This window comes from Segeticoccus sp. (assembly GCF_035708005.1).
Genome location: NZ_DASSTI010000176.1, coordinates 1 through 24,619 on the forward strand (window position 1 = coordinate 1; position 24,619 = coordinate 24,619).

General features: G+C 72.8%; 22 protein-coding genes. 9 read left to right on the forward strand and 13 right to left on the reverse strand.

The genetic code is table 11. The features are described 5' to 3' along the window. The coding region (locus tag VFL99_RS16810) for an FAD-binding and (Fe-S)-binding domain-containing protein (protein ID WP_325107511.1) at window positions 1-2,337 on the forward strand (2,337 nt) is incomplete at its 5' end. Window positions 2,338-2,471: 134 nt separating this feature from the next. Here the strand turns inward: VFL99_RS16810 and VFL99_RS16815 are convergent. The 4 genes from VFL99_RS16815 to VFL99_RS16830 form a co-directional block, all read right to left on the reverse strand. Then, a complete protein-coding gene (locus VFL99_RS16815; protein ID WP_325107512.1) occupies window positions 2,472-3,701 on the reverse strand; it encodes a M20 family metallopeptidase in 1,230 nt (409 codons plus the stop codon). After that, complete coding sequence (locus VFL99_RS16820) at window positions 3,698-4,981, reverse strand: aminotransferase-like domain-containing protein (RefSeq protein ID WP_325107513.1); 1,284 nt, start codon at window positions 4,979-4,981, stop codon at window positions 3,698-3,700. The genes VFL99_RS16815 and VFL99_RS16820 overlap by 4 nt, the downstream gene beginning before the upstream one ends. Before the next feature lie 8 nt (window positions 4,982-4,989). Beyond that, on the reverse strand, window positions 4,990-6,315 hold the full coding sequence (locus tag VFL99_RS16825; protein WP_325107514.1) for a M24 family metallopeptidase: 1,326 nt from the start codon (window positions 6,313-6,315) through the stop codon (window positions 4,990-4,992). Between the two features lie 153 nt (window positions 6,316-6,468). Next, on the reverse strand, window positions 6,469-7,245 hold the full coding sequence (locus VFL99_RS16830) for a maleate cis-trans isomerase family protein (protein ID WP_325107515.1): 777 nt from the start codon (window positions 7,243-7,245) through the stop codon (window positions 6,469-6,471). Between the two features lie 79 nt (window positions 7,246-7,324). On the opposite strand from VFL99_RS16830, the gene VFL99_RS16835 reads away from it, so the two are divergent. The 3 genes from VFL99_RS16835 to VFL99_RS16845 all read left to right on the forward strand — a co-directional run bounded on the left by VFL99_RS16835 (window position 7,325) and on the right by VFL99_RS16845 (window position 10,432). Beyond that, window positions 7,325-8,410, forward strand: a complete 1,086-nt coding sequence (locus VFL99_RS16835; protein ID WP_414713791.1) for a D-2-hydroxyacid dehydrogenase — start codon at window positions 7,325-7,327, stop codon at window positions 8,408-8,410. Next, a complete protein-coding gene (locus VFL99_RS16840) occupies window positions 8,407-9,822 on the forward strand; it encodes an amidase (RefSeq protein ID WP_325107516.1) in 1,416 nt (471 codons plus the stop codon). Before VFL99_RS16835 ends, VFL99_RS16840 begins: the two co-directional genes overlap by 4 nt. Before the next feature lie 97 nt (window positions 9,823-9,919). Beyond that, complete coding sequence (locus VFL99_RS16845) at window positions 9,920-10,432, forward strand: DUF3830 family protein (RefSeq protein ID WP_325107517.1); 513 nt, start codon at window positions 9,920-9,922, stop codon at window positions 10,430-10,432. Between the two features lie 193 nt (window positions 10,433-10,625). On the opposite strand, the gene sigJ is transcribed toward VFL99_RS16845, so the two are convergent. After that, window positions 10,626-11,714, reverse strand: a complete 1,089-nt coding sequence (gene sigJ / locus VFL99_RS16850) for an RNA polymerase sigma factor SigJ (RefSeq protein ID WP_325107518.1) — start codon at window positions 11,712-11,714, stop codon at window positions 10,626-10,628. A 5-nt stretch (window positions 11,715-11,719) separates the two neighbouring features. Continuing rightward, complete coding sequence (locus VFL99_RS16855) at window positions 11,720-12,313, reverse strand: carboxymuconolactone decarboxylase family protein (protein WP_325107519.1); 594 nt, start codon at window positions 12,311-12,313, stop codon at window positions 11,720-11,722. Between the two features lie 259 nt (window positions 12,314-12,572). On the opposite strand from VFL99_RS16855, the gene VFL99_RS16860 reads away from it, so the two are divergent. Both VFL99_RS16860 and VFL99_RS16865 read left to right on the forward strand, forming a co-directional pair. Then, a complete protein-coding gene (locus VFL99_RS16860; protein ID WP_325107521.1) occupies window positions 12,573-13,412 on the forward strand; it encodes a TrmH family RNA methyltransferase in 840 nt (279 codons plus the stop codon). A gap of 49 nt (window positions 13,413-13,461) precedes the next feature. After that, window positions 13,462-14,115 (forward strand): VOC family protein, encoded by a 654-nt coding sequence (locus tag VFL99_RS16865; RefSeq protein ID WP_325107522.1) that lies wholly within the window; start codon window positions 13,462-13,464, stop codon window positions 14,113-14,115. Between the two features lie 78 nt (window positions 14,116-14,193). On the opposite strand, the gene VFL99_RS16870 is transcribed toward VFL99_RS16865, so the two are convergent. From VFL99_RS16870 to VFL99_RS16880, 3 genes are all read right to left on the reverse strand, one after another. Further along, complete coding sequence (locus tag VFL99_RS16870) at window positions 14,194-14,934, reverse strand: SprT-like domain-containing protein (RefSeq protein ID WP_325107523.1); 741 nt, start codon at window positions 14,932-14,934, stop codon at window positions 14,194-14,196. Window positions 14,935-15,016: 82 nt separating this feature from the next. Then, window positions 15,017-17,389, reverse strand: a complete 2,373-nt coding sequence (locus VFL99_RS16875; RefSeq protein ID WP_325107524.1) for a heavy metal translocating P-type ATPase — start codon at window positions 17,387-17,389, stop codon at window positions 15,017-15,019. A 2-nt stretch (window positions 17,390-17,391) separates the two neighbouring features. Further along, window positions 17,392-17,673, reverse strand: a complete 282-nt coding sequence (locus tag VFL99_RS16880) for a metal-sensitive transcriptional regulator (protein ID WP_325107525.1) — start codon at window positions 17,671-17,673, stop codon at window positions 17,392-17,394. Window positions 17,674-18,103: 430 nt separating this feature from the next. Between VFL99_RS16880 and helR the strand changes: the two genes are divergently transcribed. Next, window positions 18,104-20,320, forward strand: coding sequence for an RNA polymerase recycling motor ATPase HelR (gene helR, locus VFL99_RS16885; RefSeq protein ID WP_325107526.1), 2,217 nt, complete (start codon window positions 18,104-18,106; stop codon window positions 20,318-20,320). On the opposite strand, the gene VFL99_RS16890 is transcribed toward helR, so the two are convergent. Then, window positions 20,241-20,720, reverse strand: coding sequence for a MarR family winged helix-turn-helix transcriptional regulator (locus VFL99_RS16890; protein WP_325107527.1), 480 nt, complete (start codon window positions 20,718-20,720; stop codon window positions 20,241-20,243). The genes helR and VFL99_RS16890 overlap by 80 nt on opposite strands. 314 nt (window positions 20,721-21,034) lie before the next feature. Between VFL99_RS16890 and VFL99_RS16895 the strand changes: the two genes are divergently transcribed. Next, window positions 21,035-21,820, forward strand: coding sequence for a nuclear transport factor 2 family protein (locus tag VFL99_RS16895; RefSeq protein ID WP_325107528.1), 786 nt, complete (start codon window positions 21,035-21,037; stop codon window positions 21,818-21,820). 91 nt (window positions 21,821-21,911) lie between these two features. Continuing rightward, on the forward strand, window positions 21,912-22,193 hold the full coding sequence (locus VFL99_RS16900) for a hypothetical protein (protein WP_325107529.1): 282 nt from the start codon (window positions 21,912-21,914) through the stop codon (window positions 22,191-22,193). Between the two features lies 1 nt (window position 22,194). On the opposite strand, the gene VFL99_RS16905 is transcribed toward VFL99_RS16900, so the two are convergent. The 3 genes from VFL99_RS16905 to purB form a co-directional block, all read right to left on the reverse strand. Continuing rightward, window positions 22,195-22,833: a hypothetical protein gene (locus VFL99_RS16905; RefSeq protein ID WP_325107530.1), complete on the reverse strand. Its 639-nt coding sequence runs from the start codon at window positions 22,831-22,833 to the stop codon at window positions 22,195-22,197. A gap of 62 nt (window positions 22,834-22,895) precedes the next feature. Continuing rightward, window positions 22,896-23,126 carry a hypothetical protein gene (locus tag VFL99_RS16910; protein WP_325107531.1) on the reverse strand — a complete coding sequence of 77 codons (231 nt, stop codon included), beginning with the start codon at window positions 23,124-23,126 and terminating at the stop codon, window positions 22,896-22,898. 65 nt (window positions 23,127-23,191) lie between these two features. After that, window positions 23,192-24,604, reverse strand: coding sequence for an adenylosuccinate lyase (purB, locus tag VFL99_RS16915; RefSeq protein WP_325107532.1), 1,413 nt, complete (start codon window positions 24,602-24,604; stop codon window positions 23,192-23,194). Between the last annotated feature and the right edge of the window lie 15 nt (window positions 24,605-24,619).

Genomic DNA, 24,619 nt, shown 5'->3' on the forward strand with positions numbered 1-24,619 from the left:
TTCGGGCACTTCTCGCGGCAGATCTCCGGCTACGCCCTGCAGCGGCTGCTGCCGGACAACCTGTATGACGTCGCGCGCCTGCTCGTCGGCAGCGAGGGGACGCTGGCGACGACGTTGCGGGCGACGGTGGCGCTCACGCCGCTGCCGACGGCGAAAGTCCTGCTCGCGCTGGGGTTTCCGGACTCGGTCACCTCGGCCGAGAGCGTGACGCGGATCCTGCCGCACGGTCCGCTGACGGTGGAGTCGATCGCAGCGGTGCTGCTGGACCGGCTGCCCGACCACGTGCGCGCCGAGGCCTCGGCCGCCGGGCTGCCCGAGGGGCGGGCGTGGTTGTTCGTGGAGGTCGGTGGTGAGGACGACGCCGCGGCGGCGCGATCGGCGACCGCGATCGCCGACGACCTGCGCGATGCCGGGCTGCCCGTGACCTCCTCGCTGGTCACCGACCCGGGCGCCCAGGCGATCGTGTGGCGCTGCCGCCGCGATGGCACCGGCCTGGCCACGCGCCGCGCGGACGGCGGTGAGGCGTGGGGAGGCTGGGAGGACGCGGCTGTCCCACCGGCGAGGCTGGCCGAGTACCTGCGCCGCCTCGATGAGCTGCTCTTGCGGCACGGGCTGTCCGGGTCGTCATACGGGCACTTCGGGGAGGGGTGCATGCACATGCGCATGGACTTCGACCTGCTCACGGCCGCTGGTGTGTCGGCATACCGGCGGTTCATCGAGGAGGCGACCGACCTGGTGGTCTCCCTGGGCGGTTCGGTCTCCGGGGAGCACGGGGACGGGCGGGCGCGCTCGGAGCTGCTGACGCGGATGTACGGCGCGGACGCGGTCGGGGTGTTCGGGGAGGTGAAGCGGGCGTTCGACCCGGCCGGGCGGCTGAACCCGCGCATCATCGTCGACCCGCCGCCGTTCGACACCGGGCTGCGGCAGCGGGAGCCGGCCAACCGGCGGGACGTGCTGACGCTGTTCAGCTATCCCGGCGACGGGGGCAGCTTCGCGCAGGCACAGCGGCGGTGCGTCGGGGTGGGCAAGTGCCGGCAGCACTCCGGTGGGGTGATGTGCCCCAGCTACCAGGTGACGCGGGAGGAGAGGCACTCCACCCGCGGGCGGGCGCGGATGCTGTGGGAGATGCTCAACGGCGAGGTCGTCACCGACGGGTGGCGCTCGACCGAGGTGCGTGACGCGCTCGATTTGTGCCTGTCCTGCAAGGGGTGCCTGTCGGACTGCCCGGTCAACGTGGACATGGCGACGTACAAGGCGGAGTTCACCCACCACCACTACGCCGGCCGGCCCTGGGCGCGGCCGCGGTCGCACTGGTCGATGGGGTGGCTGCCGGTCACCGCTCGGGTGGCCTCGCGGCTGCCGCAGTTCGTCAACGCCGTGACCGGCTCCAGCGCGGCTGGACTGCTGAAGTGGCTGGGCGGGATCGCGCCGGAGCGGGAGCTGCCGGCCTTCGCGACGCAGTCGTTCCGGTCCTGGTTCGCGGCCCGCGGGCGCCCCGGCCCCGCGCAGCAGCAGGGTCATGGCGGCCGGGCCCTCGTCGGTTCTTTGGGACGTTTCGGACGCCCGAGGGGCACCAAACGTCCCAAAGAAACGCCCGTCCGGGGGGCCGCCCCGCGCGGCCGGGTCGTGCTGTGGCCGGACACCTTCACCAACTACCTCTCACCCGAGGTCGGCCGGGCCGCCGTGCGGGTGCTCGAGGACGCCGGCTTCGAGGTCGTGCTGCCCGCCGGGCCGGTCTGCTGCGGCCTGACATGGGTGTCGACCGGGCAGCTCGGCGTGGCCAAGCGGGTGCTGCGGCAGACGCTGAAGGTGCTGGCACCCGAACTGGACGCCGGCACCCCGATCGTCGGCCTCGAGCCGAGCTGCACCGCCATGCTGCGCCACGACGCGCCCGACCTGCTCGGCGCGGACGGGTATGCCGCCAAGCTCGCCTCCGCCACCCACACCCTCGCTGAAGCCCTGGCCACCCTGGCGCCGGACTGGGAGCCGCCGCGGGTCGGTGGCGACGCGCTGGTGCAGGTGCACTGCCACCAGCACGCGGTCATGGGCTTCGGGCCCGACCACGACCTCATGGCCCGGGCCGGGCTCGCGGCGACCGTGCCGGACTCGGGCTGTTGCGGGCTCGCCGGCAACTTCGGGTTCGAGCGCGGCCACTACGAGGTGTCCCAGGCCGCCGGGGAACGCGTCCTGCTGCCCGCCGTGCGTGAGGCCGGCGCCGACACCGAGGTCGTGGCCGACGGGTTCAGCTGCCGCACCCAGATCGGCCAAGGCACCGACCGCCGTGCGCGACACCTCGCCGAGATCCTCGCCGACGGCCTCGACCGCTCACCTCGCTGACGCAGCCGACCCCCCGCACGACTGACGACCCCGTCGGTGGCGTGTCGGGGCCGATCCGACCCGCGAAACGCCACACACGGGGTCGTCGGTCGCGGGTTGGGGCCGGGCTGGGCCGGGGCGGTCGGCCGAGCGGGTCAGGAGGCCGGCGCGAGGAGGCGCAGCGCAGTCAGCGCATAGGCCCGCGCCGCCACCACCAGCTCCTCGATCCCGACGGATTCGTCGGCACGGTGGGCCTGTTCGGCCACCGACCCGGGACCGAGCACCACGGTCGGGACGCCGTGGTCGCGGGCGACGTACCCGCCGTCGCACGCCGCCGTCCACCCACCCAGCGGCAGACCCGGCCCGCCGACCCCACCCAGGGCGCCGTCGACGCAGCGCACGAACTCGTGCCCCGCCGCGGTCTCGAAACCGGGCATGTCCATGGTCATCTCGACCTCGAGCCCCAGCCCGCGATCGGCCAACCCGAGCCGATCGAGCCGCGCGCGTGTCTCCGCGAGGACCTCCGTCGGCGACTCGCCCGGCAGCAGCCGCCGGTCGACGGTGATCCGGCACTCCGCCGGCACGATCGACCCGCCCGTGCCGCCGTGGATCGTCCCGACGTTCCACGTCCGCGCCCCGACGAGGGGGTGCCGGTCCCCGGCATACTGCTCGTGCCAGCGCTCCAACTCGCTGACGATGCGCGCGGCCCCGTAGATCGCGCTCCGCCCGTCGGCCGGGTTCCCCGCGTGCGCGGCCTGCCCGGTCACCCGGATCTCGAGGTAGGAGGCGCCGCGCGCCGCGATGATGGTCTGCAGGTCGGTCGGTTCGGCCACCACGCACCCCCGGTATGCCGGGAGCTCCCCTCCCGCTCGCCGCTCGCCCAGCCGCCGGGTCCAGTGCTGGATCCCGATGTCCGCGGCCTCCTCGTCGACCACGGCCGCGAGCTGGACCGGGCCGGCGAGCGGGAGGCCCGCGTCCCGCAGGGCGGTCATCGCGACGAGGCAGGCGGCGAGCCCGCCCTTCATGTCGGTGGTACCACGGCCGTAGATCCGCCCGTCCCGGACCGCCCCGCCGAACGGGTCGACAGTCCACCCGTCCCCGACCGGCACGACGTCGGTGTGTCCGAGCAGCAGCAGGCCCGGCCCGTCGCCGGCGTCCAGGGTGACGTCGACGTTGTCCCGTCCGGGCTCGACTTCGCTGAGCTCACCCGCGAACCCGCGCTCACGCGCCGCGGCCACGAGCTCGGTGACGGTCGCCGCCTCCTGGCCGGGCGGGTTCTCCCCGCGCGCGGCCACCAGCCGCTGGGTCAGCTCGACCAGCTCCTCGGCGCGGATCCGCTCCAGCACCGCCCGCTCGCCGGCGGAGGGCCCGTTCGACGGTTTCACCCGAGATCGCTCTCGGGAGCCCTGTCCGGTCGGGTGGCGAGGCGGTCGATCGCCCGGCGCAACCGGACCACGCCCTCGCGGATCCGCTCCGGCGCGGTGGAGGCGAAGCACAGCCGCAGTGCGTCGTGGAACCGCCCCGACGGCGAGAACGCCGGCCCCGGGATGAACGCGACGCCCTCGGCCAGCGCGACCTCGAACAGCTCCTGCGTGTCGACCCCGTTGGTCAGCGTGACCCACAGGAAGAACCCACCCTCGGGGTTCGTCCAGCGGGCGATGTCGCCGAGGTGTTGGGTGAGCGCGTCCTGCATGGCGTGCTTGCGCCGGCGGTACTCCTCGCGGTTGGCCGCCAGCAGCCCCTCCAGGTGCCCGCCGGCGAGGAACTCGGTCACGAGCCGCTGCATCGGCAGGTTGGTGCACGTGTCCATAGCCTGCTTGGCGTTGATCAGCAGCGGCTGCAGGCTGGGGTCGGCGTCGACCCAACCGACCCGCAGGCCGGGCGCGATGATCTTGGAGAACGTGCGCACCGAGAACACCAGCGGGTCACCGTCGGCGAGCTCGTGCAGCGTCGGCAGCGCGTCGCCCTCGAACCGCAGCATGCCGTAGGGGTCGTCGTCGACGACCACCGATCCCCACTGCCGGGCCAGCTCCAGCAGTCGCTGCCGCCGGGCCAGCGAAAGCGTTGTGCCGGAAGGGTTCTGGAAGGTCGGGATGGTGTAGATCACCTTCGGCACCCGGCCGGCTCGCTGGACCAGCGCGGACAGCGCCTCCACGTCCAGTCCCTCGGCGTCCACCGGCGCTTCGAGCAGCTCGGCCTGGTAGGACAACGCGGTCGCGCTGCCGTTGGTGTAGGTCGGCGACTCGACCACCACCAGGTCGCCCGGGTCGATGAACAGCTTCCCCGCCAGGTCCAGCCCCTGCATCCCGCCGGAGGTGAGGAACAGCCGGTCCGCGGTCGTGGCGTCACTCGTGCCCGCCAGCGCCGCGAGCAGGGCCTCCCGCAGCGGCGGGTCGCCCTCGGTCGCCGCGTAGTCGTAGGCGTCCGCCGACTCCGGGCCCAGCGCGGTCTCGGCGAGCTTGGACAGGATCGCGGTCGGCACCGCCTCGGCCGCTGGGCTGCCCATCGCGAACCGCACGATGTCGTGCGTCTGCTGGTGCAGCAGCGAGGTGCTCGAGTCGATCACCGAGCCGACGAGCTGGTCGGTGCGCCCGGCGAGGGGCAGCCCCCGGGACGCGGGCCGCGAGGTGGGGACGAGGGGCTGGGAGGTGGGCGTGCTCGGCATACCGTCTGTCACTTCCTGATCGTCAGCTCTTGGGGCACGTGCGTGAGGCGTTCGGCGCCGGCCGGGGTGACCAGCACGGGCTCGGACAGCTCGTAGCCCCACCCGTCCATCCACATCCCGAGGATCACGTGCAGGGTCATGCCCGCCTCGAGCTCGCGGGTCTCGCCGGGACGCAGGCTGATCGTGTGCTCGCCCCAGTCCGGCGGGTAGGCGATGCCGATGGAGTAGCCGATGCGCGAGTCCTTGGTCAGCCCGTGCCGGTTGATCACGTCGTTGAAGGCGGTATGCACGGCCTCGCAGCTCGCGCCCGGATGCGTCGCCTCCAGGGTCACGGCCATGGCCTCCTCCACCACCTTGGCGGCGTCGGCGAGCCGCTGCGGCGGCTCACCGAGCATGATCGTGCGGGCCAGCGGCACGTGGTAGCGCTGGTGCACGCCGCACAGCTCGATGGTGGTGGCCTCGCCCTCGACGAAGGGCGCGGAGCTCCAGGTCAGGTGGGGCGTGCCGGCGGCGTCGCCGGTCGGCAGCATCGGCACGATCGCCGGGTAGTCCCCGCCGTGCTGCGCCGTCCCGCTGGCCTGGGCGTGCAGGATCTCGGCGGCGACGTCGCACTGCCGACGGCCGACGACGATCGACTCGAGGGCCCGCTCCATGGCGCGCTGGGCGATCTGCCCGGCGATGCGCATGAGCCGCTGCTCGTAGGGGGACTTCACCACGCGCACCCAGTTGACGAGCTCGTTGCTGTCGATGCCCGGCGACTTGGGCAGGACCGAGGCGAGCGCGAGGTAGTCGCGGGCGGTGAAGAAGTGCGAGTCGCTCTCGACGCCGATGCGGAACCGCTCGTCGTCCTCGACCAGGCCCAGCTCGCGGGCGCGGGCGCCGATCCACTCGTAGGGGTGGGCATCGGAGCGGTGGACCAGCTCCTCGGGGTAGCCGTGCACCTGCTCGGTCGGCAGCACCGCGGTGTAGCCGGCGCCGGCGGCGTCCATCGCGCGGGCGAACAGGTGCTGCTCACCGCTCGCCGGCACCACGAGGCACTGCGGCATGTAGAACGACCACGCGTTGTAGCCGGTGAGGTAGTACATGTTCGCCGGGTCGGTGACGATGAGCGCGTCGAGGTCCTTGGCCGCCATCGCGGTCCGCACCTTCGCGAGGCGCTCGTCGAGCTCGGCCTGCGAGGGGGTGGTGGTGGCGTGCTCCGGGCTGTCGACCGGGATGGCCTCCACGTCCACCGAGGTCGGCTCGCCCTCGAGCGGGGCGAGCGGTCCGACCTGGTCGTCCTCCACGGGAGCGTCCAGGTCGCGGGTCAGCAGGTGGTCGGTCGAGTCAGCCAACGGGGCACCTCCTTGTCACGAGTTGGTCATGAGAGTTGTGGTCGACTCGGGGTCGTCGGGGTGGGGCCGTGTCCACGCCGTTGCAGATTGTCGACAATGCGAGCGTACGGTCGGGTCTGCCGGGTCAGCAAGAGCGGCTGGCCGCCGGCGCGATCACGACTCCAGCAGCCGCTGACCCCGCCCGACCGCCGCGAGCCCGATCTCGCGCAGCGCCGCCCACATCGTCACCTGGTTGGCGGTGATGATCGGCTTGCCGAGCTCGGCCTCCAGCGGCGCGATCAGGTCGTAGGTCGGCACGTTCGTGCAGGACACGACGATCGCCTCGGCCTGGGGGTGGTCGGCGCGGCGGATGAGCTCCGCGACGACGTGGTAGGGCAGCGTCCAGATCTCGTGGTCGAGCCCCAGCTCGCTGCCGGAGACCACGACGTGACTGGCCGTGCCGAGGAAGTCGTGCAGCGCCCAGGTCACCTCCTGCACGTAGGGCGTCGCCACGCCGACCGCGCTCACGTGCAGGTGGGCGAGCGCCTCCAGCAGCGCTCCGCTCGTGGTGACGGCGGCCGGTGCTCCGGCGCCGAGCATGGCGGCGACCAGGGCGTGTTCGCCCTCCCGGCCGCGCACGAAGCTGCCCGACGTGCAGCAGAACGCCATCACCTGGGGATGGACCGTGAGGACGTCCTGGGTGGCCGCGGCGACCGGGGCGATCTCCCCGACGTGGGCCATGGAGTCGATCGTCACGAACGGGGTCGCCACCGGTAGGCGGGTCGCCAGCAGGGTGACGTCCTCGGGGCACCAGCGCCACAGCTCGCGGTCGAGGGCGAAGTCGTAGGGGGCGACCACGCCCACCCCGGTGAGCGGCGGAAGGACCGGGAAGTCGGGGACGGCGGGGGACGAGCCGGGGAGCACCTCCCCGCCGGGGGCAGCGACGCCCATGGGCCACCTCGAAGGGAACGGGCCACCGAACGGCAGCGATTGTTGACAATCCTACTGTGTCGTTCCTAGTCTCCGAAAGGTGAACGCGCCACCTGACGCGCCGCGCCTCGTGGTGCTGTGCGACCAGCTCGACGACCCCCGGCCGGACCTGTCGCGGGTCGAGCAGCGCCTGTCGATTCGGTTCACCGAGGAGGCGGGGCTGCGCGAGGCGCTCGCCGGTGCCGACGCGCTGCTGCTGTGGGACTTCTTCTCCTCCGCGCTGCGCGACGCGTGGTCCGCCGCCGACGCGCTGCGGTGGGTCCACGTCGCCGCCGCCGGGGTGGACACGCTGCTCTTCGACGAGCTCGTCGACTCCGACGTGGTCGTCACCAACGCGCGCGGCGTCTTCGACCGGCCCATCGCCGAGTTCGTGCTCGCCTCGATCCTCGCCCAGGCCAAGCTGCTCCACGAGAGCCACGACCTGCAGCAGCAGCGCGTGTGGCGGCACCGGGAGACGTATGCCGTGCGCGGCCAACGTGCCCTCGTCGTGGGTACCGGCGCGATCGGTCGGGAGACGGCGCGCCTGCTGCGTGCCGTCGGCCTGGACGTGCGCGGCGCGGGGCGCCGCGCCCGCAGCGGCGATCCCGACTTCGGCGAGGTGGTCGAGAGCGCCGACGTGGCCCGGCACGCCGGCTGGGCCGACCACCTGGTCATCGCGGCGCCGCTGACCGAGCAGACCCGCGGCCTCGTCGGCCGGGAGGTGCTGCAGGCGATGCGGCCGGGCGCGCACCTGGTCAACATCGGCCGCGGGCCGATCGTGGACGAGGACGCCCTGGTCGAGGCGCTCGAGAGCGGTCACCTCGGCGCCGCCTCCCTCGACGTCTTCAGCACCGAGCCGCTGCCGGCCGACCACCCGCTGTGGTCCGCGCCGGGGGCCGTGGTCAGTGCCCACATGTCCGGGGACATCGTCGGCTGGCGCGAGACCCTGGCGGAGCAGTTCCTCGACAACGCCGAGCGCTGGCTGGACGGCCGCGAGCTGTTCAACGTCGTGGACAAGAAGCTCGGCTTCGTGCCTGCTGACGCCTCCGCCGGAGGGGCCGACCGGGCGGCCGGGCCCGGTTCGCGGCAGGATGCCGCTGACGATGCGTCGAACCCGCTGCTGAGCAATGACGGAGTAGTCCTGTGACCGACCTGAGCATGACGTCCGCCGTGGACCTGACGGCCGCCTACCGGAGCCGCCAGGTCTCGCCGGTGGAGGCGACCGAGGCGGCACTGGCCGCGATCGACCGGTTCGAGCCGGAGGTCAACGCCTACGTCCTGGTCGACCGCGAGTCCGCGCTCGCCGCCGCCAAGGAATCCGAGCAGCGCTGGGGTGAGGGGGCGCCCGCCAGCCCGGTGGACGGCATACCGACGCCGATCAAGGACATGCTGCTCACCAAGGGCTGGCCGACGACCAAGGGGAGCAGCCTCATCGACGAGGCCGGCCCGTGGCCCGAGGACGCGCCGTCGGTGGCGCGGCTGCGGGAGGCCGGGGCGGTGCTGGTCGGCAAGACGACCACACCGGAGATGGCGTGGAAGGGCGTCACCGACTCGCGGCGCTACGGCGTAACCGGCAACCCGTGGGGCGCCGGGCTCACGTCCGGGGGGTCCAGCGGTGGCTCGGCGACGGCGGTCGGTTTGGGCATGGGGACCTGGTCGGTCGGCACCGACGGGGGCGGGTCGGTGCGGATCCCCGCGTCGTTCACCGGCACGGTGGCGTTGAAGCCGACCTACGGGCTCGTGCCGCTCTATCCCGCGAGCGCGTTCGGGACGCTGTCGCACGCCGGGCCGATGACGCGCACGGTCACCGACACCGCCCTGATGATGGACACGATCGCCGGGTTCGACGCCCGGGACTGGTCGGCGATGCCTCGGCCGCAGGCCTCGTTCCTCGACGGGCTCGAGGACGGGGTCGAGGGGGTGCGGGTCGGCTTCTCACCGACGCTCGGCTTCGGGCGCAACGACCCCGAGGTGGAGGCGGCCGTGCGGGCCGCCGTGCAGGTGCTCGCCGACGCCGGAGCGCAGGTCGAGGAGGTCGACCCCGGCATCGAGGACCCGGTCGAGGCCTTCCACGTGCTGTGGTTCGCCGGCGCCGCCAAGGTGCTGGAGGCCTACGACGAGTCGGCGCTCGAGCGCATCGATCCCGGGCTGCGGCGCTGCGTCGAGCAGGGCCGGACCCTCTCGGCGTCGGACTACCTCGACGCGGTGCAGGTTCGGATGCAGCTGGGGCACCGGATGGGGCAGTACCACCTCGCGCACGACGTACTCGTCACGCCGACCATGCCGATCCCCGCGTTCGAGGCCGGGCGTGACGCGCCGGAGGGCTGGCCGTCGCAGCTGTGGACCAGCTGGACGCCCTACACCTACCCCTTCAACATGACCCAGCAGCCGGCGCTCAGCCTCCCCTGCGGGCTCACCGCCGACGGGCGGCCGATCGGGCTGCAGGTGGTCGCCGCCCGGCACGCCGACGCGCTCGTGCTGCGGGTGGGGCGGGCCTACGAGGCGCGCACCGACCCGCTGCCCCCACCGACGCTGCTGCGCGGCGCCGCGTCCCGGTGAGCGGGCGTCATACCTTCGTGCCCGCCCTCGGGGTGAGTCCCGCCGGCCACCATCCCCAGCACGTCCGTCCGCACACTGCTCACCGAGGAGGTCCCGAATGACCCGCTACGTCAGCGTCACCCTGGAGAAGCGCGCGGTGCGCTGCCTCGCCAAGCTGCTCGACGAGGAGGCGCCCCGCACCGCCCAGGCCGTGTGGGACGCGCTGCCGCTCGGCGGGCAGGTCTACCACGGCAAGTATGCCCGCAACGAGATCTACGCCCTGCTGCCGCTGTTCGCGCAGCAGGACCCGGGGCTCGAGAACACCACGATCACCCCGATCCCCGGAGACCTGTGCTGGTTCTCCTTCTCCTCCGACCAGCTCGGCAACCCCGCCTACGGGTATGCCGAGGGCCAGGGCGCCGCGGACCAGTCCCGGGTCGTGGACCTCGCCGTGTTCTACGGGCGGAACAACCTGCTCATCAACGGCGACCAGGGCTGGGTGCCCGGCAACGTGTGGGGCTCGATCGTCGAGGGCCTGGACGAGCTGGCCGCCGCGTGCCAGGACATCTGGATGGGCGGGGCGACCGGGGAGACGCTGTCCTTCGCCCGGGCCGAGGCTCCCGCGCGCTGACGGGGCGGTCCACGCCTCACCCGAGGGCGGCTCCCCAGCGCGACCGGTGGACGTGTGGGCGGCCCCCCAGCGCGACCGGTGGACGTGTGGGCGGCCCCCCAGCGCGACCGACGACGCCGTGTGTGGCGTTTCGAGGCCGTCGCGACCGGCGAAACGCCACACACGGCGTCGTCAGTCGGTGGTGGGCGCGGGGTCAGGTGGTGGTGGCGGGTGCGAGGTGGCCGAGGTGGGCGAGCTTCTCGGGGTTGCGGATCGCCTGCACCCCGGTGATCCCCCGCTCCTCGACGGTGAGGAAGGCGACGGTGTCGAGCACGTCGCCGACCCAGAGCGCCAGCGCCGGCTCCCCGTTGAGCTCGACGACCCCCGCCGTGTAACCGGCGACCTCGGGCTTCTCCGACACCGCGAGCAGCCAGCGAACGGCCTTCTCCGCGCCGACGATCGGCCGCAGCGCGGCCCGCCTGACGCCGCCCCCGTCGGAGACCAGCACCACGTCGGGCGCCATGGTGGCGAGCAGGCCGTCGAGGTCGCCGTTCTGCGCGGCCTCGAGGAACCGTTCGGTGACCTGCCGGTGCCGGGCCCGGTCGACCAGCTGCCGCGGCCGGCGGGCCTGCACGTGCGAGCGGGCCCGCGACGCGAGCTGTCGCGCCGCCGCCGGGCTCCGGCCGAGCGCCTCACCCACCTCGTCGAACGGCACCCCGAACACCTCGTGCAGCACGAACGCCGCCCGCTCCAGCGGTGACAGGGTCTCGAGGACGACGAGCATCGCCATCGACACCGACTCGGCGAGCTCGACCGCGGCGGGGCCGTCGCCGAGGTCGCGGGCGGCGGACGTCGAGGCCAGCTCAGGCTCGAGCCCGAGGGCGTCGCCCGGCAGCGGTTCGGGTAGCCACGGCCCGACGTAGCTCTCCCGCCGGCGCTGCCTCGAGCGCACGTGGTTGAGCGCGAGCCGGGTCGTGGTCGTCAACAGGTAGGCGCGTCGATTGCGTACCTGCTCCCGATCCACGTCCACCCAGCGCAGCCACACCTCCTGGACGACGTCCTCGGCGTCCGTGACGCTGCCCAGGATCCGGTATGCCGCCCCCACCAGCTGGCGGCGCCACGTTGCGAACTCCTCGGCGAGCCGGTCGAGCTCCCGGCGCTCCAGGGCACCGTCTGCCTCGACACCGTCTGCCTCGGCGCCGGCGGCCTGGACACCGTCTGCCTCGGCGCCGGCGGCCTCGGCACCGGCAGCCTGCTGGACCGGAGCGGCGGGTGAGGAAGAGGCGTCGGCGAGTGACGGCATACGGCTCATCCTGCCCTGCCGACGGGAGCGGGCGCGGGCTGCGCGCCGGCCACCGGCGTGAGCGTGCAGCTGGCCTTGAAGCCCTGGCTGGCGAGGCCGAGTGCGGCGTTGGTGCGGGAGCGCTGGTTCTCCACCGACACCATCGCGGTGAGCTCGACGAGGGCGTCGTCGGCGAGGTGCTCGCGCAGCTCGGCGACCTGCTCGTCGGTGACCTCCGGCGGGGTGGCGGTCATCGCTTCGGCGTAGCCCATGACCAGCCGCTCCAGCTCGGTGTAGGCGTCGCTGTCCCGCCACACGGGGACGTCCTCGAGCTTGCGGCGGTCGATGCCCTTGTGGTGGGACTCCCAGTAGCCGAAGTCCATGCACCACGAGCAGCCGATCTGGCTGGCGCCCACCAGGGTGGCCAGCGCCTTGAGGGTCGGGTCGAGGCGGTTCCACCGCTCGACCCCCATCTCGGCCATCGCCAGCGTGCGCATGACCTGCGGTTGGTGGGCGAGGGCTCGCCCCGGTTCGATGACGGTGCCGAAGCGCCGGCGACTCCAGTGCTCCCCAAGGCGGACGGAGAGGGTGCGGGGTGCGGTGAAGGGGATGCGGGCCATGGTGGTGCCTCCAGGTGGTGAGTGGTGCCGGTCCGCGGCGGGTGCCGTGGTGCCGGCCGGTCACTGGGGAGGACACCGCGGCCGCCCCGGACGTGACATCCCTGCGCACATGACCAGCCCCGCAGATGCCCAGCCCCGCGGGTGAGACGGCCCCGGATCGGACGTCGACCGGAAACCCGTGTCCCGCGGCTGGGTCGCGCACGGTCGCCGGAGTGCCGCACCAGGTCGGGCGCGCGGGTCGGGCATGCTGTCTGCCGTCATGACTGATCTGCACATCACCTCCGCGGCCAACCCCCGGCTCAAGGCGCTGACCGCCCTGCGCCGTCGCCGGGCCCGTGAGGAGGCGGGGCTCACGATGGTCGAGGGGCTCGAGGAGCTGCAGCTGGCGCTGGACGCCGGCGTGGTGCCCCGCGCGCTCTACCACTGCCCCGAGCTCATGCCCGATCCGCACCTCCAGGCCGAACTGGTCGACCGGGTCCGCGAACGCGGGGCCGAGACGATCCGCCTGGGGCGGGCCGCCTTCGAGAAGGTGGCCTACCGGGAGGGGCCCGACGGGGTGCTCGCGGTCGTCGCGAGCGTGACCCGCAGGTGCGCCGAGCTGCCGCACCTCGACGGTGACGCGCCGCTGGTGCTGGTCTCCCAGGGCGTGGAGAAGCCGGGCAACCTCGGGGCGATGCTGCGCACCGCCGACGCGGCCGGGATCGACGCGGTGATCGCCGCCGACCCGGTCACGGACTGGGGCAACCCGAACCTGGTGCGCGCGAGCAAGGGCACCGTCTTCTCGGTGCCCGTCGCGAGCGACGACACGGCCACCACGCTGCGTTGGCTGGACGAGCGCGGCATCGCCCTCGTCGCGACGACGCCGGACACCGACGTGGAGTACACCGAGATCGACTACACCGGCCCGGTCGCGATCGCCGTGGGCGCCGAGAAGTACGGCCTCACCCCCGAGGTGCTCACGGCGGCCCGCCACCGGGTCCGCCTGCCGATGGTGGGGCACGCGAACTCCCTGAACGTGGCCACCTCCGCCGCGATCGTGGTCTACGAGGCGGTCCGCCAGCGGCGTGAGCAGGGCGCTCGCCGGAGCCTGTCCGGCTGAGCCGGACCCGTCTCAGGAGAGCCGTTTCCCCTGTGTCAACATGAGCGGCATGCGTGTTGACCATGTCGTGTATGCCGCCGAGTCGGACGGGATGTTGCCGACGGCCAAGCGTGTCGCTGGCGCGCTGGGCCTCGAGCCGATCGACGGTGGCCTGCACCCGCGCTTCGGCACGCGCAACACGATCATCCCCCTCGCCGAGCACCGGTTCATCGAGGTCGTCGAGGTCCTCGACCACCCGGCCTCCGACAAGGCGCCGTTCGGTCAGGCCGTGCGCGCCCGCTCCGAGGACGGCGGCGGCTGGCTCGGCTGGGTCGTCGCGGTCGACGACATGAGCGAGCCGGAGAAGCGGCTGGGCCGCGAGTCGGTGCCGGGCAACCGCCACCGCCCGGACGGTGTGGAGCTGACCTGGCGCCAGATCGGCGTCCGCGGCCTGATGGCCGACCCCCAGGTGCCGTTCTACATCTGCTGGGACGACGACTCGGTGCACCCCTCCCACCTCGCGGACAACGACGTCCGGCTCACCCGACTGCAGATCGCCGGTGACCCGGACCGGGTCCGGGACTGGCTGGACCTGCGTGGCGTGATCGGCCGGGACCGCCCCGAATGGGAGCCGGGGATCGCGTTCGACTTCGTGGCGCCCAAGGGAACGCCCGGGCTGCTGTCGCTGGCCTTCCAGACCTCCGAGGGCGAAGTCGTCATCTGACGAGCACAGCCCTCTGCTCCCGGGCCCCGACCCCCGGGGCACCTCCCCCTACCCCGACAGCGCTCCCTGAGACAGCCTTCAGGCTCCGTCCGCCTCGCACGGGCTGACGAGCGCGAACGGCGCCGTGACCACGGTGCGGTCGGCGAGCTCCACGTGGAACCGCGTGCGGGCGCGCTTGAGCACCCGACCGCGGCGACCGGCATACTTGCCGGACCCTCCCAGGCGCACCCAGTCCCCCTCGCACACGTCGGCCGCCCGGTCGCGCTCGTCCTGGGCCGCGACCTGCTCCACGGCGGCGAGCAGGGCCGGGTCGTCCCGGCGCAGCCGGACCAGCCCCAGCTGCGCCTCGTAGTGCGCCCCCATCGGGACCTTCCGCCCGTGGAACAGCCAGTCGATCACCGGGTCGCGCCGCCCTGCGCGGGAGCACCGCACACAGGTCATGACCGACGCCGGCCGGCGATGTCGCCGGAACTCGTGACCAGCCGGGCAGCGCCCCACCCACGCCGCTGGGACCTTCGCCGACCCTTCGGGGACGCAGCGCATCCCGGTGCAGCCGATCGCCCTGGCCTTGGCCCGCCACACCCCGTCGTGGCCGTGCTGGGGCCCGACGAGGGCGTGCGCGATCTCATGCAGGATCGTGTCGCGCACCTCGTCCTCGCTGTGCAGCGGCGTGATGTGGCGGCTCAGGCCGATCTGCCGCCGGTCCGCGCGGCACACCCCTGCCCTGGTCCGTGCGTTGTCGAAGACCAGCTGCCAGCCGGTGAGTTCGTGCTGCCGCATGAGCCGCGTCGCCAGCGTCCGGGCCTCGTTCAGCTCCATCTCGTCCCCCTCAGGATCAGACGTGTGTTCGAGTCACCGACGCTAGAGCCCGGGTCGGACACACCGGACTGCGTGTGCCGGCTCAGCGCCGGGCGAACCCCTTCAACCGCAGGCTGTTCGTCACGACGAGCACGCTCGACAGCGCCATCGCGCCACCGGCGATCATCGGGTTGAGCAGCCCGAACGCCGCCAGCGGGATCGCCAGCACGTTGTAGCCGAACGCCCACACGAGGTTCTGCCGGATGATCGACAGCGTCCGCCGGGACAGCCCGATCGCGTCGACGACGGCCTCGAGGTCGGAGCGCATCAGCACGATGTCGGCCGACTCCATCGCCACGTCCGTGCCGGTGCCCATCGCCAGGCCGAGGTCGGCCTGGGCGAGCGCCGCGGCGTCGTTGACCCCGTCGCCGACCATGGCGACGGTCCGTCCGTCGCGCTGCAGCTGCTCGACGGCGGCGTGCTTGTCCTGCGGCAGCACGTTGCTCATCACGTGCATCCGCTCGATGCCCACCCGGTCGGCCACCTCGCGCGCCGTGCGCTCGTTGTCGCCGGTGAGCAGGTATGCCGTGAGCCCCAGTCGGCCGAGCTGGTGCACCGCCGAGGGTGAGGACTCGCGCACCTGGTCCCCGACGGTGAAGGCGGCGCGGGCGGTGCCGTCCCACCCGACATAGACCGTGGTGCCGGAGCGCTCCTCCTCGGTGAGGCTGGTCAGCTCCGCGGGCACGGTGTCGAACAGGTCGGCCTTGCCGACGGTGACCTCGGCGCCGCGGATCGTCGCGCGGGCGCCCTGACCGGGCAGGTTGGTGAAGTCACTGATCGCCGGCACGTCGAGCTTGATCTCCTGGGCGCCGGCGACGATCGCCCGCGCCACGGGGTGCTCGCTGCCGGCCTCGACGGCGGCCGCGGCACGGAGGGCAGCGGTCTTCGGCAGGCGGCCGGCGGTGCGGATCTTGCGCAGCCGCGCGGCGCCGGTCGTCACCGTGCCGGTCTTGTCGAGGACGACGGTGTCCACCACCCGCGTGCGCTCGAGGACCTCCGGGCCCTTGATGAGCACGCCGAGCTGGGCGCCGCGGCCGGTGCCGACCAGCAGTGCGGTCGGCGTGGCCAGCCCGAGGGCGCAGGGGCAGGCGATGATGAGCACGGCGACGGCCGCGGACAGCGCGGTGGCGAGGTCGTGGCCGGTCAGCAGCCACAGCGCGAACGTGAGCACCGCGATGCCGAGCACCACCGGGACGAAGACGGCGCTGACCCGGTCGGCCAGCCGCTGCACCGGCGCCTTGCCCGACTGGGCACGCTCGACCAGTCGCGTCATCTGCGCGAGGGTCGTCTCCCCGCCGACCCGCTTGGCGTCGACGACGAGCCGGCCGCTGGTGTTGATCGTGCCGCCGGTGACCTCGTCGCCCGGCTTGACGTCGACGGGCATCGACTCGCCGGTGACGACGCTGGTGTCGACCGCGCTCAGGCCGTCGACGACCACGCCGTCGGTGGCGATCTTCTCGCCGGGTCGGACCACGAAGTGGTCGCCCACCGCGAGCTGCTCGATCGGGATGCGTTGTTCGGTGGTGACCCGGGTGGCTGGGTCGATGCGACGCACGGCCACGTCCTGGGCGCCGAGCTGCATCAGCGACTCCAGTGCCGACCGGCCGGAGGCACGGGCGCGCGACTCGGCATACCGCCCGACGAGGAGGAACAGCGTGACGATCGCGGCGACCTCGAAGTACAGGTGCGGTGTGAAGCCGCTCAGGACGGCGACCAGGGACCAGCCGTACGCGGCAGTGACCCCCAGCGAGACGAGGGTGTCCATCGTCGAGGCGCCGTGCCGGGCGTTGATCGCGGCCGCCCGGTGGAACGGCCAGGCGGCCCAGGTCACGACCGGAGTGGCGAGCAGGAGCTCCAGCCACGGCGCGGCGGGGCCCAGCGCGTCGCGCAGCGGCATGATCATCGCGATGAGGAACACCGGTATGCCGAGTGCGGCCGCGACGATCGCCCGTCGCCGCAGCGACGCATCCCCGCGCGCGTGCTCACCCTGCGCGGGCGCGGCCGTGGGCTGCTCCGGAGCGGCGGGGCGGTCCACCGCGGGTGCCGCGGCGGACCCGGCGGCGTCTTCTGGGGTGCGCGTCGGCGGGGTGGCCGTCCCGGCCGCAGCGGGGACGGAGCCGTCGGACAGCACGGTCGCGCCGTAGCCGGTCTTCTTCACCGTCGCGAGGATGTCGTCGGTGCCGAGCGGGTCGGCGAAGCGCACGACCGCCTTCTCCGTCGCCAGGTTGACCTCGGCGTCCACCCCGTCGAGCTTGTTCAGCTTGCGCTCGATGCGGGCCGAGCACGAAGCGCAGGTCATCCCCGAGATGGCGAGGGTGAGCTCGTGTCGCGGCAGGGCGGCGAGGTCGAGGGCCCCGCGCTCCGGCGCGTCGGTCGCCGTGCCGCGGTCTGTCTGCGTGGTCTGCGGTGTCGTCATCGTCAGCTCCGTACCAATCGTGCAACGGCGTCGGACGCCTCGCGCACCTTCACGCTGGCGGCCTCGTCGGACTCGCGGGCGGCATCGACGACGCAGTGTCCGATGTGGTCCTCCAGCAGGCCCAGGCTGACGGCCTGCAGCGCCTTGGTCACCGCGCTCACCTGCGTGAGGACGTCGATGCAGTAGGTGTCCTCGTCCACCATCCGCTGCAGTCCGCGGACCTGCCCCTCGATGCGGCGCAGCCGCTTCAGGTAGTCGTCCTTCGTCCCGGTGTATCCGGCCATGATCCACTCCTCGCGGTCGTTCACCTCGGGTAACCAGCATACCCCTAGAGGGTATTCCGACCGCTTGCCGGGACGGCCCGGCGGCACCTGTCCGGGCGGGTCGCCGGCTGCCGGCGCTCATCATGCCCCATGCGTCTGGACGGGCCGGGTGAGGGAGCGGCCGGTCGAGCCGTCGTGGCGGTGGGTGCGGGACGTCATACCGACCCTGTGCCAACGAACCTGGGGGGTGACCCGGAGACAGACGTGAACCGCGGACGTGACCCGGAGCTGACGTGAACCGCAGACCTGAAAAGGGAGAGGCTCGTCCTCTCCACCTCCAACGTACAGCGGACCGGGGGTCTTGCGGCAAGGCCCCGGTCCTGGCTCAGAATTGCCGGCCGTGGCCACAATCGTTGGCCGCAGGTGGCGCTGCCCGATCGGAGCCGATGACGTGAATCCCGTGTCCCTCAGCGCGTTCGACCTGCCCGACCACCTGGCCGCCAAGGCCGACCCGGCCCTGATCGCCGGGGACGAGGAGCACTTCACGGCCATCACGGACACCCTGCAGCGCTCGATCGCCGACCTGTCCGACCAGCTCGACGTCACGCGCCGGCGACCCGGCGGTGGCGGGCAGCAGGCGCTGGACCGCGACCTGGAGGTCCACCGGCTGACGGCCCGGCTGCGGTTGTTGCGGCGGTTCGGCCTGGACCTGTGCCTGGGACGCATGGTTCGCCCGGGCCACCCCGAGCCCGTCTACGTCGGACGGATCGGCCTGAAGGACGACACGGGACGACCGCTGCTGCTCGACTGGCGCACCCCCGCGGTCGAGCCGTTCTTCGGCGCCACCCACGCCAACCCGATGGGCCTCGCGAGCCGCCGCAGGTATCGCTGGTCGCGCGGTCGGGTCAGTGACTACTGGGACGAGGTGTTCACCGCCGACGGGCTGGAGGGGCGTGCCGCCCTCGACGACCAGTCCGCCTTCATCGCCAGTCTGGGCGCGCACCGCTCGAACCGGATGCGCGACGTGCTCGCCACCATCCAGGCCGATCAAGACGCCATCATCCGCGCGGGCTCGCGCGGGGTCCTCGTCGTGGACGGGGGGCCGGGGACGGGCAAGACGGTCGTGGCGCTGCACCGCTCGGCATACCTCCTCCATGCCGACCCGCGCGTGGGCCACCACCGCGGTGGGGTGCTCTTCGTCGGGCCGCACCAGCCCTACCTGGCGTACGTCGCCGACGTCCTGCCGAGCCTCGGGGAGGAGGAGGTGCAGACCTGCACGCTGCGCGACCTCGTCCCGGAGGGGGCCGCGGCGACCGTCGAGGCCGACCCCGAGGTGGCGCGCCTGAAGGCGACCGCGGACCTGGTGACGGCGATCGAGCCGGCGGTGCGGTTGTACGAGGAGCCGCCGGCCGAAGGGATGCTGGTCGAGACTCCGTGGGCCGACCTGTGGCTCAGCGCCGCAGACTGGGCCGAGGCCTTCGACGCGCCCGACCCCGGCACGCCGCACAACGAGGCGCGCGACGACATCTGGGAGCAGTTGCTCGCGATCCTCGTCGACACGTGCGACGAGGAGGGCATCACCCCCGAACAGGTCCGCGCCTCCCTCGAGCAGAACCGGGCGCTGCGCACGGCCGTCCACCGGGCCTGGCCGATGTTGGAGGCCACCGACCTCGTCGGCGACCTGTGGTCGGTGCCGGCCTACCTGCGCAGGTGCGCCCCCTGGCTCGAGCCCGAGGCGGTGCGGCGGCTGCAACGCGCCGACGCCCACGCCTGGACCGTCTCCGACCTGCCGCTCCTCGACGCGGCGCGGCAGCGACTGGGGGACCCGGAGGCCTCCGGGCGCAAGCGGCGGCAGGCGGCCGCCGTCCGTGCCCAGCGTGCGCAGCTGGACCAGGTCGTCGAGCACCTCATTGCCAGCGACGACTCGGAGATGAAGGTCATGTCGATGCTCCGTGGCGCCGATCTGCAGGGTGCGCTGGTCGACGACGCGGCCCTGCCCGGCGTCGAGCCGGACCTGCTCGGTGGCCCCTTCGCCCACGTCGTCGTGGACGAGGCGCAGGAGCTCACCGACGCCGAGTGGCAGATGCTGCGGACCCGTTGTCCCTCCCGCAGCTTCACCGTCGTCGGTGACCGTGCACAGGCCAGGCACGGGTTCACCGAGACCTGGCCGGAGCGCCTCGGGCGGCTCGGGTTCGACGACGTCACCGTGGCCTCGCTCAGCATCAACTACCGGACCCCGGCAGAGGTCATGGCGGAGGCGGAGCCGGTGATCCGCGCCGCGGTCCCCGACGCCAACGTCCCCACGTCCATCCGTGCCAGCGGTGTCCCGGTCCGGCACGGGTCCGTGGCGGACGGGGACGAGTTCCTGCGCGCTTGGGAGGCGACGCACGCCGAGGGCATCGCGTGCGTCATCGGTGACCCCACGTTCGCGGCCAGCCCGCGCGTCCGCTCGCTGACCCCCGAGCTGGCCAAGGGGCTGGAGTTCGACCTCGTCGTCCTCGTCGACCCCGACGGGTTCGGCGGCGGCATCGAAGGAGCGGTCGACCGTTACGTGGCCATGACCCGGGCGACCGGGCAGCTGGTGGTGCTCACGAGCCCGCGCGCCCGCGGTGCGGACTGGGAGCACCCACCGAGGAGCGGCCCTGGACGCGATCGGCCTCCTCGTTGAGGGCCTGTGCCAGGGTTGCGAGCCAGCGCCGTGACGCAGGCGTCGTCTGCGCCGCCGTCAGGGCGCGCTCCATGTGCTGCTGGGCGTAGGCGGCGACCCGGCGGCCGGACGGCGTGAGGACCACCAGCACCCGCCGACGGTCCTGCTGCTGCGGCCGGCGTTCGACATGGCCCGCTCGGGCCAACCGGTCGATCACCGCGGTGAGGGTGCCCGACCTGACGAGCATGCGCTCGGCCAGCTCACCGGGTGAGAGCCGTCCCCCTGCGTCGGCGAGGTGTCCGAGCGCCACCGTCGCGCTCAGGCTGAGGCCGACGTGGTCGGCCACGGCCTGACGGAACCGCTGCCCGGCCAGCAGGGCAGCGCGCAACTCGGCGGACTCGCCGGTGGGTGCGGTCGCCATGGCGCAAGACGCTACAGCAGCCGCGTGGATTCTCCCGTGACAAGTACCTTGAAAATCGAGATAACTGGGACTAGCGTCGTCGGACGCGGGACCAATCGTCAAGGTTCCCCATGCGATTCCCGGATCAGGCGCCGCGCAGGGCGTCGGTTCCGCTGCACACGGCGACGCCTCTCGCGTCCCGCCTACGAGACGCGTGCCGCGTCCCCTGCACGCGACGAGCGAGCGCTGGCTCCCCCGCCCGATCGCCATCACACACCACTCGCGGTGCCGGGATGTGTGCCGGTGCCGCTCCGTCACGAGACAGGACGGCTGCCATGACGAGCACTGAGACCACCACCATGATGACCAGCAACATCGACCGGGACGGTCAGACCCGACCCTTCGTCGGACACGGGCAGGCCCAGCTGGCGAGCGCGGGTGGGGTGAGCATGCTGAGAGGGGTGTTCGAGCCCGGCTGGCGCTGGACCCAGGACCTCGGGCCGATCGCCGGGACCTCGTCCTGCCAGGCCAGGCACCTGGGCTACGTGGTCTCCGGACGGATGCACATCGTGACTGCCGACGGCAGCGAGGGCGACATCGGCCCGGGCGACCTGTTCGACCTCGCCCCCGGGCACGACGCCTGGGTGGTGGGCGACGAAGCGTGCGTCATGGTCGACGTCTCCCCCGACGCGACCCGCTACGCACAACCGGCGTCCGCGGCCACGGCATCCCCGGACCCCGCCATGGACGTGGTGCGGAGAGGGTATGCCGCATTCAACGCGGGCGACGTCGACACCCTCCGCACGCTGCTGGCGAGCGACGTCGTCCAGCACGTGCCCGGCACGAGCTCGCTCGCCGGGACCTACAAGGGGGTCGACAACGTCCTCGGCTACTACGGCAAGCTCGGCGAGATGACCGACGGCACGTTCCGGGTCTTCCTCATCGAGACCCACGGCGACGGAGCCGGGCACGTGACCGCCCTCCACCAGCTCACCGCCGTCCGCAACGGGACCACCCGCGTGACCCACGGCTCGATCCTGTTCACGGTCACCGGCGGCCGGGTCACCGACCTGCTCGAGCTGCGCGCCGACCTCGCTGGGGACGACGCGTTCTTCGCCTGACCCCTCCACCCACGCCGGGCCCCCACCCGCCTGGCCAAGCCCACCCAGACCACCCTTCGCACCACAGAATCGAGGAATCACCATGCGCTGCATGCTCAAGATCGAAGTCGACACCCAAGCCGGCAACAAGGCCCTCATGGACGGGACCCTGCCGAAGATCATCCAGCAGGTGATGGACCGGGCGAAGCCGGAGGCGACCTACTACGGCACGGAGGGAGGTTGCCGGACCGCGTTCGTCTTCTTCGACCTCGCCGACTCCTCCGACATCCCTGCCGTCGCCGAACCCGCGTTCCAGCAGCTCGGCGCGAAGGTCACGCTCACGCCGGTCATGAACGACGAGGACCTGCAACGGGGGCTCAGTCAGCTGCGCTGACTCACTGCTCCAGGTGCGAGAGCCGGTCGACGTGCTCCTGCAGCTCATCGAGCCGGGCCTGCAGCAGTGCCACCTCGGCCGCGAGCACCGGCACCATCCGGTCCGGGTCGGACTCCTCGGGGCCCGACCCGGACGCGTCGGACCCGGCCTCCGCTCGTCCCACGTGCAGGTCGTGGCCGGCCATCCGGGCGAAGGCGTCCAAGGTCAGCGCCGGCCGCCAGCCGGCGCACAGCGTGCACGCCCCCACGAGCCGACGCCAGCCCTTCTGGCCGGTCCCGGCGTCCACGAGGACGTCGGCCGCCCGGCCACACGAGCAGCGGCCGACGCGCACGGTGCGGATGCGCTGGCGGCTGCAGCGCAGCCCTTCCTCGTACCGGACGTACCGGCCGGAGCCCAGCACCTCCAGCAGCACCGCGGAGCGGTACCGCGAGTCACAGGCCAGGGCCAGCGCCGAGTCCACGCTGGTGAAGGAGTAGAAGCCGCAGTTGCAGAACCGCACGGGTGGGTGGTGCCGCGGGCTCAGGACACAGATCCCGTCCGCCACGACGTCGTAGACGTGGGAGCTCCCGAGCGAGACGCCCGTGAACCCCACCTTGGTGCCGTCGGCGGACACGACCGGGTAGGCGAGCTTGTACCCCACGAAAGGGACGGTCGGGCCGCTCCCGGGGCAGCCGGAGCGGGCGCAGCCAGCTCACCGTGACCTCATCTCGGCAGCGGTGCGGTGGCCGCTCCGTCCCGCGTGAGCTCTGCGTCGTCCTGCCGCTCGGCGGTGGCGCCGACGGGACCGACCGGTTCCGGAACGCTGCCGGCCTCAGCGGCGGCCACCCGCTCGGTGGCGGTCATCCGCTGGTCCGTCCGCTCGTCGCGGACGATGTTCTCGTCGTGCGCCGTCTCCTCGACCACGCCGACCGCGAGTGCTTTGCCCAACCTCATGGGTCGCCTCCTCGGAACGTCCTCGTGGGGAGACCCCTACCCGCACGCGGCGGATTTACTCCGCCCTACTCGGCGCCGAGGAAGTCCACCAGACGGGGCGCGAGGCCGACGTAGGTCTGCGGGGTGAGCTCGAGGAACCGCTTCTCCACCTCGGCGGGAAGCCCCAGCCCGCGGACGAACTCGCGCAGGTCGTCGGCGGTGATGCGCCGGCCGCGGGTGAGCTCCTTGAGCCGCTCGTAGGGGTTCTCCATGCCCGGCACGCCCTGGGCGCCCAGGGCCCGCATCGCCGACTGGATCGGCTCGCCCAGCACCTCCCAGTTCGCGTCGAGGTCGGCGGCCATCGCCTCCGGCACGGCGTCGAGCCCGGCCAGGCCGCGGGAGACGTTGTCGATCGCGAGCAGCGAGTGACCGAACGCCGTCCCGATGTTGCGCTGCATCGAGGAGTCGGTGAGGTCGCGCTGCAGCCGCGACTGCACCAGCGTCGCCGCCAGGACGTCGAGCAGGGCGTTGCCGACCTCCAAGTTGGCCTCGGCGTTCTCGAAGCGGATCGGGTTCACCTTGTGCGGCATCGTCGAGGACCCGACGGTGCCCTGACCGCGGACCTGGGCGAAGTAGCCCATCGAGATGTAGGTCCACACGTCGGTGCAGAGGTTGTGCAGCACCCGGTTGAACCGGGCGACGTCGGCGTAGAGCTCGGCCTGCCAGTCATGGCTCTCGATCTGGGTGGTGAGCGGGTTCCAGGTCAGGCCCAGCCCCTCCACGAACGAGCGCGAGATCGCCGGCCAGTCGGCGTCGGGCACCGCCGCGACGTGCGCGCCGAAGGTGCCCGTGGCGCCGTTGAGCTTGCCGAGGAACTCGGCCGCCCGCACCTGTCGCAGCTGCCGGCCCAGCCGGTGCGCCAGCACGGCAATCTCCTTGCCCATGGTGGTCGGGGTCGCCGGCTGCCCGTGCGTGTGCGCCAGCAGCGGCACGTCGCGCAGGTCCCGGGCCATCGTCGCCACCTGCTCGACCAGCGCCTCGGCACGCGGCAGCCACACCTGCTCGACCGCGCCCTTGACCATGAGGGCGTAGGACAGGTTGTTGACGTCCTCACTGGTGCAGCAGAAGTGGACCAGCTCCGGTATGCCGTCCGCCTCCGCCCCGAGGATCGTCGCCAACCGCTTCTTCAGGTAGTACTCGACCGCCTTGACGTCGTGGACGGTCTCGCGCTCGATCTGCTTGAGCTCGGCCACGTCGTCCGGCCCGAAGTCGGCGACGACCGCACGCAGCCCGTCCTTCTCGGCACCGGTGAGCTCGCGCACGCCGGGCACGACGTGCCGATCGGTGAGGTGGATGAGCCACTCGACCTCGACGTGCACCCGCTCGCGGTTGAGGGCGGCCTCGGACAGGTAGTCGACGAGCGGGGCGACCACGGGGCGGTAGCGGCCGTCGAGGGCACCGAGGGGGATGGCGGGGGATGCGTCAGCGAGCGAGGCCATGGCCCTCATCCTCCC

Bases quoted from the DNA above. Each gene is read 5' to 3' on its own strand.
- VFL99_RS16830 (WP_325107515.1), bottom strand. From the start codon at position 7,245: ATGGGCGTCGCTGCCCCCGGCGGGGAGGTGCTCCCCGGCTCGTCCCCC.
- purB (WP_325107532.1), bottom strand. From the start codon at position 24,604: ATGGCCTCGCTCGCTGACGCATCCCCCGCCATCCCCCTCGGTGCCCTC.
- VFL99_RS16875 (WP_325107524.1), bottom strand. From the start codon at position 17,389: ATGACGACACCGCAGACCACGCAGACAGACCGCGGCACGGCGACCGAC.
- VFL99_RS16845 (WP_325107517.1), top strand. From the start codon at position 9,920: ATGACCCGCTACGTCAGCGTCACCCTGGAGAAGCGCGCGGTGCGCTGC.
- VFL99_RS16820 (WP_325107513.1), bottom strand. From the start codon at position 4,981: ATGCCGAGCACGCCCACCTCCCAGCCCCTCGTCCCCACCTCGCGGCCC.
- VFL99_RS16900 (WP_325107529.1), top strand. From the start codon at position 21,912: ATGCTCAAGATCGAAGTCGACACCCAAGCCGGCAACAAGGCCCTCATG.
- VFL99_RS16855 (WP_325107519.1), bottom strand. From the start codon at position 12,313: ATGGCCCGCATCCCCTTCACCGCACCCCGCACCCTCTCCGTCCGCCTT.
- VFL99_RS16860 (WP_325107521.1), top strand. From the start codon at position 12,573: ATGACTGATCTGCACATCACCTCCGCGGCCAACCCCCGGCTCAAGGCG.
- sigJ (WP_325107518.1), bottom strand. From the start codon at position 11,714: ATGCCGTCACTCGCCGACGCCTCTTCCTCACCCGCCGCTCCGGTCCAG.
- VFL99_RS16910 (WP_325107531.1), bottom strand. From the start codon at position 23,126: ATGAGGTTGGGCAAAGCACTCGCGGTCGGCGTGGTCGAGGAGACGGCG.
- VFL99_RS16890 (WP_325107527.1), bottom strand. From the start codon at position 20,720: ATGGCGACCGCACCCACCGGCGAGTCCGCCGAGTTGCGCGCTGCCCTG.
- VFL99_RS16880 (WP_325107525.1), bottom strand. From the start codon at position 17,673: ATGGCCGGATACACCGGGACGAAGGACGACTACCTGAAGCGGCTGCGC.
- VFL99_RS16895 (WP_325107528.1), top strand. From the start codon at position 21,035: ATGACGAGCACTGAGACCACCACCATGATGACCAGCAACATCGACCGG.
- VFL99_RS16865 (WP_325107522.1), top strand. From the start codon at position 13,462: ATGCGTGTTGACCATGTCGTGTATGCCGCCGAGTCGGACGGGATGTTG.
- VFL99_RS16870 (WP_325107523.1), bottom strand. From the start codon at position 14,934: ATGGAGCTGAACGAGGCCCGGACGCTGGCGACGCGGCTCATGCGGCAG.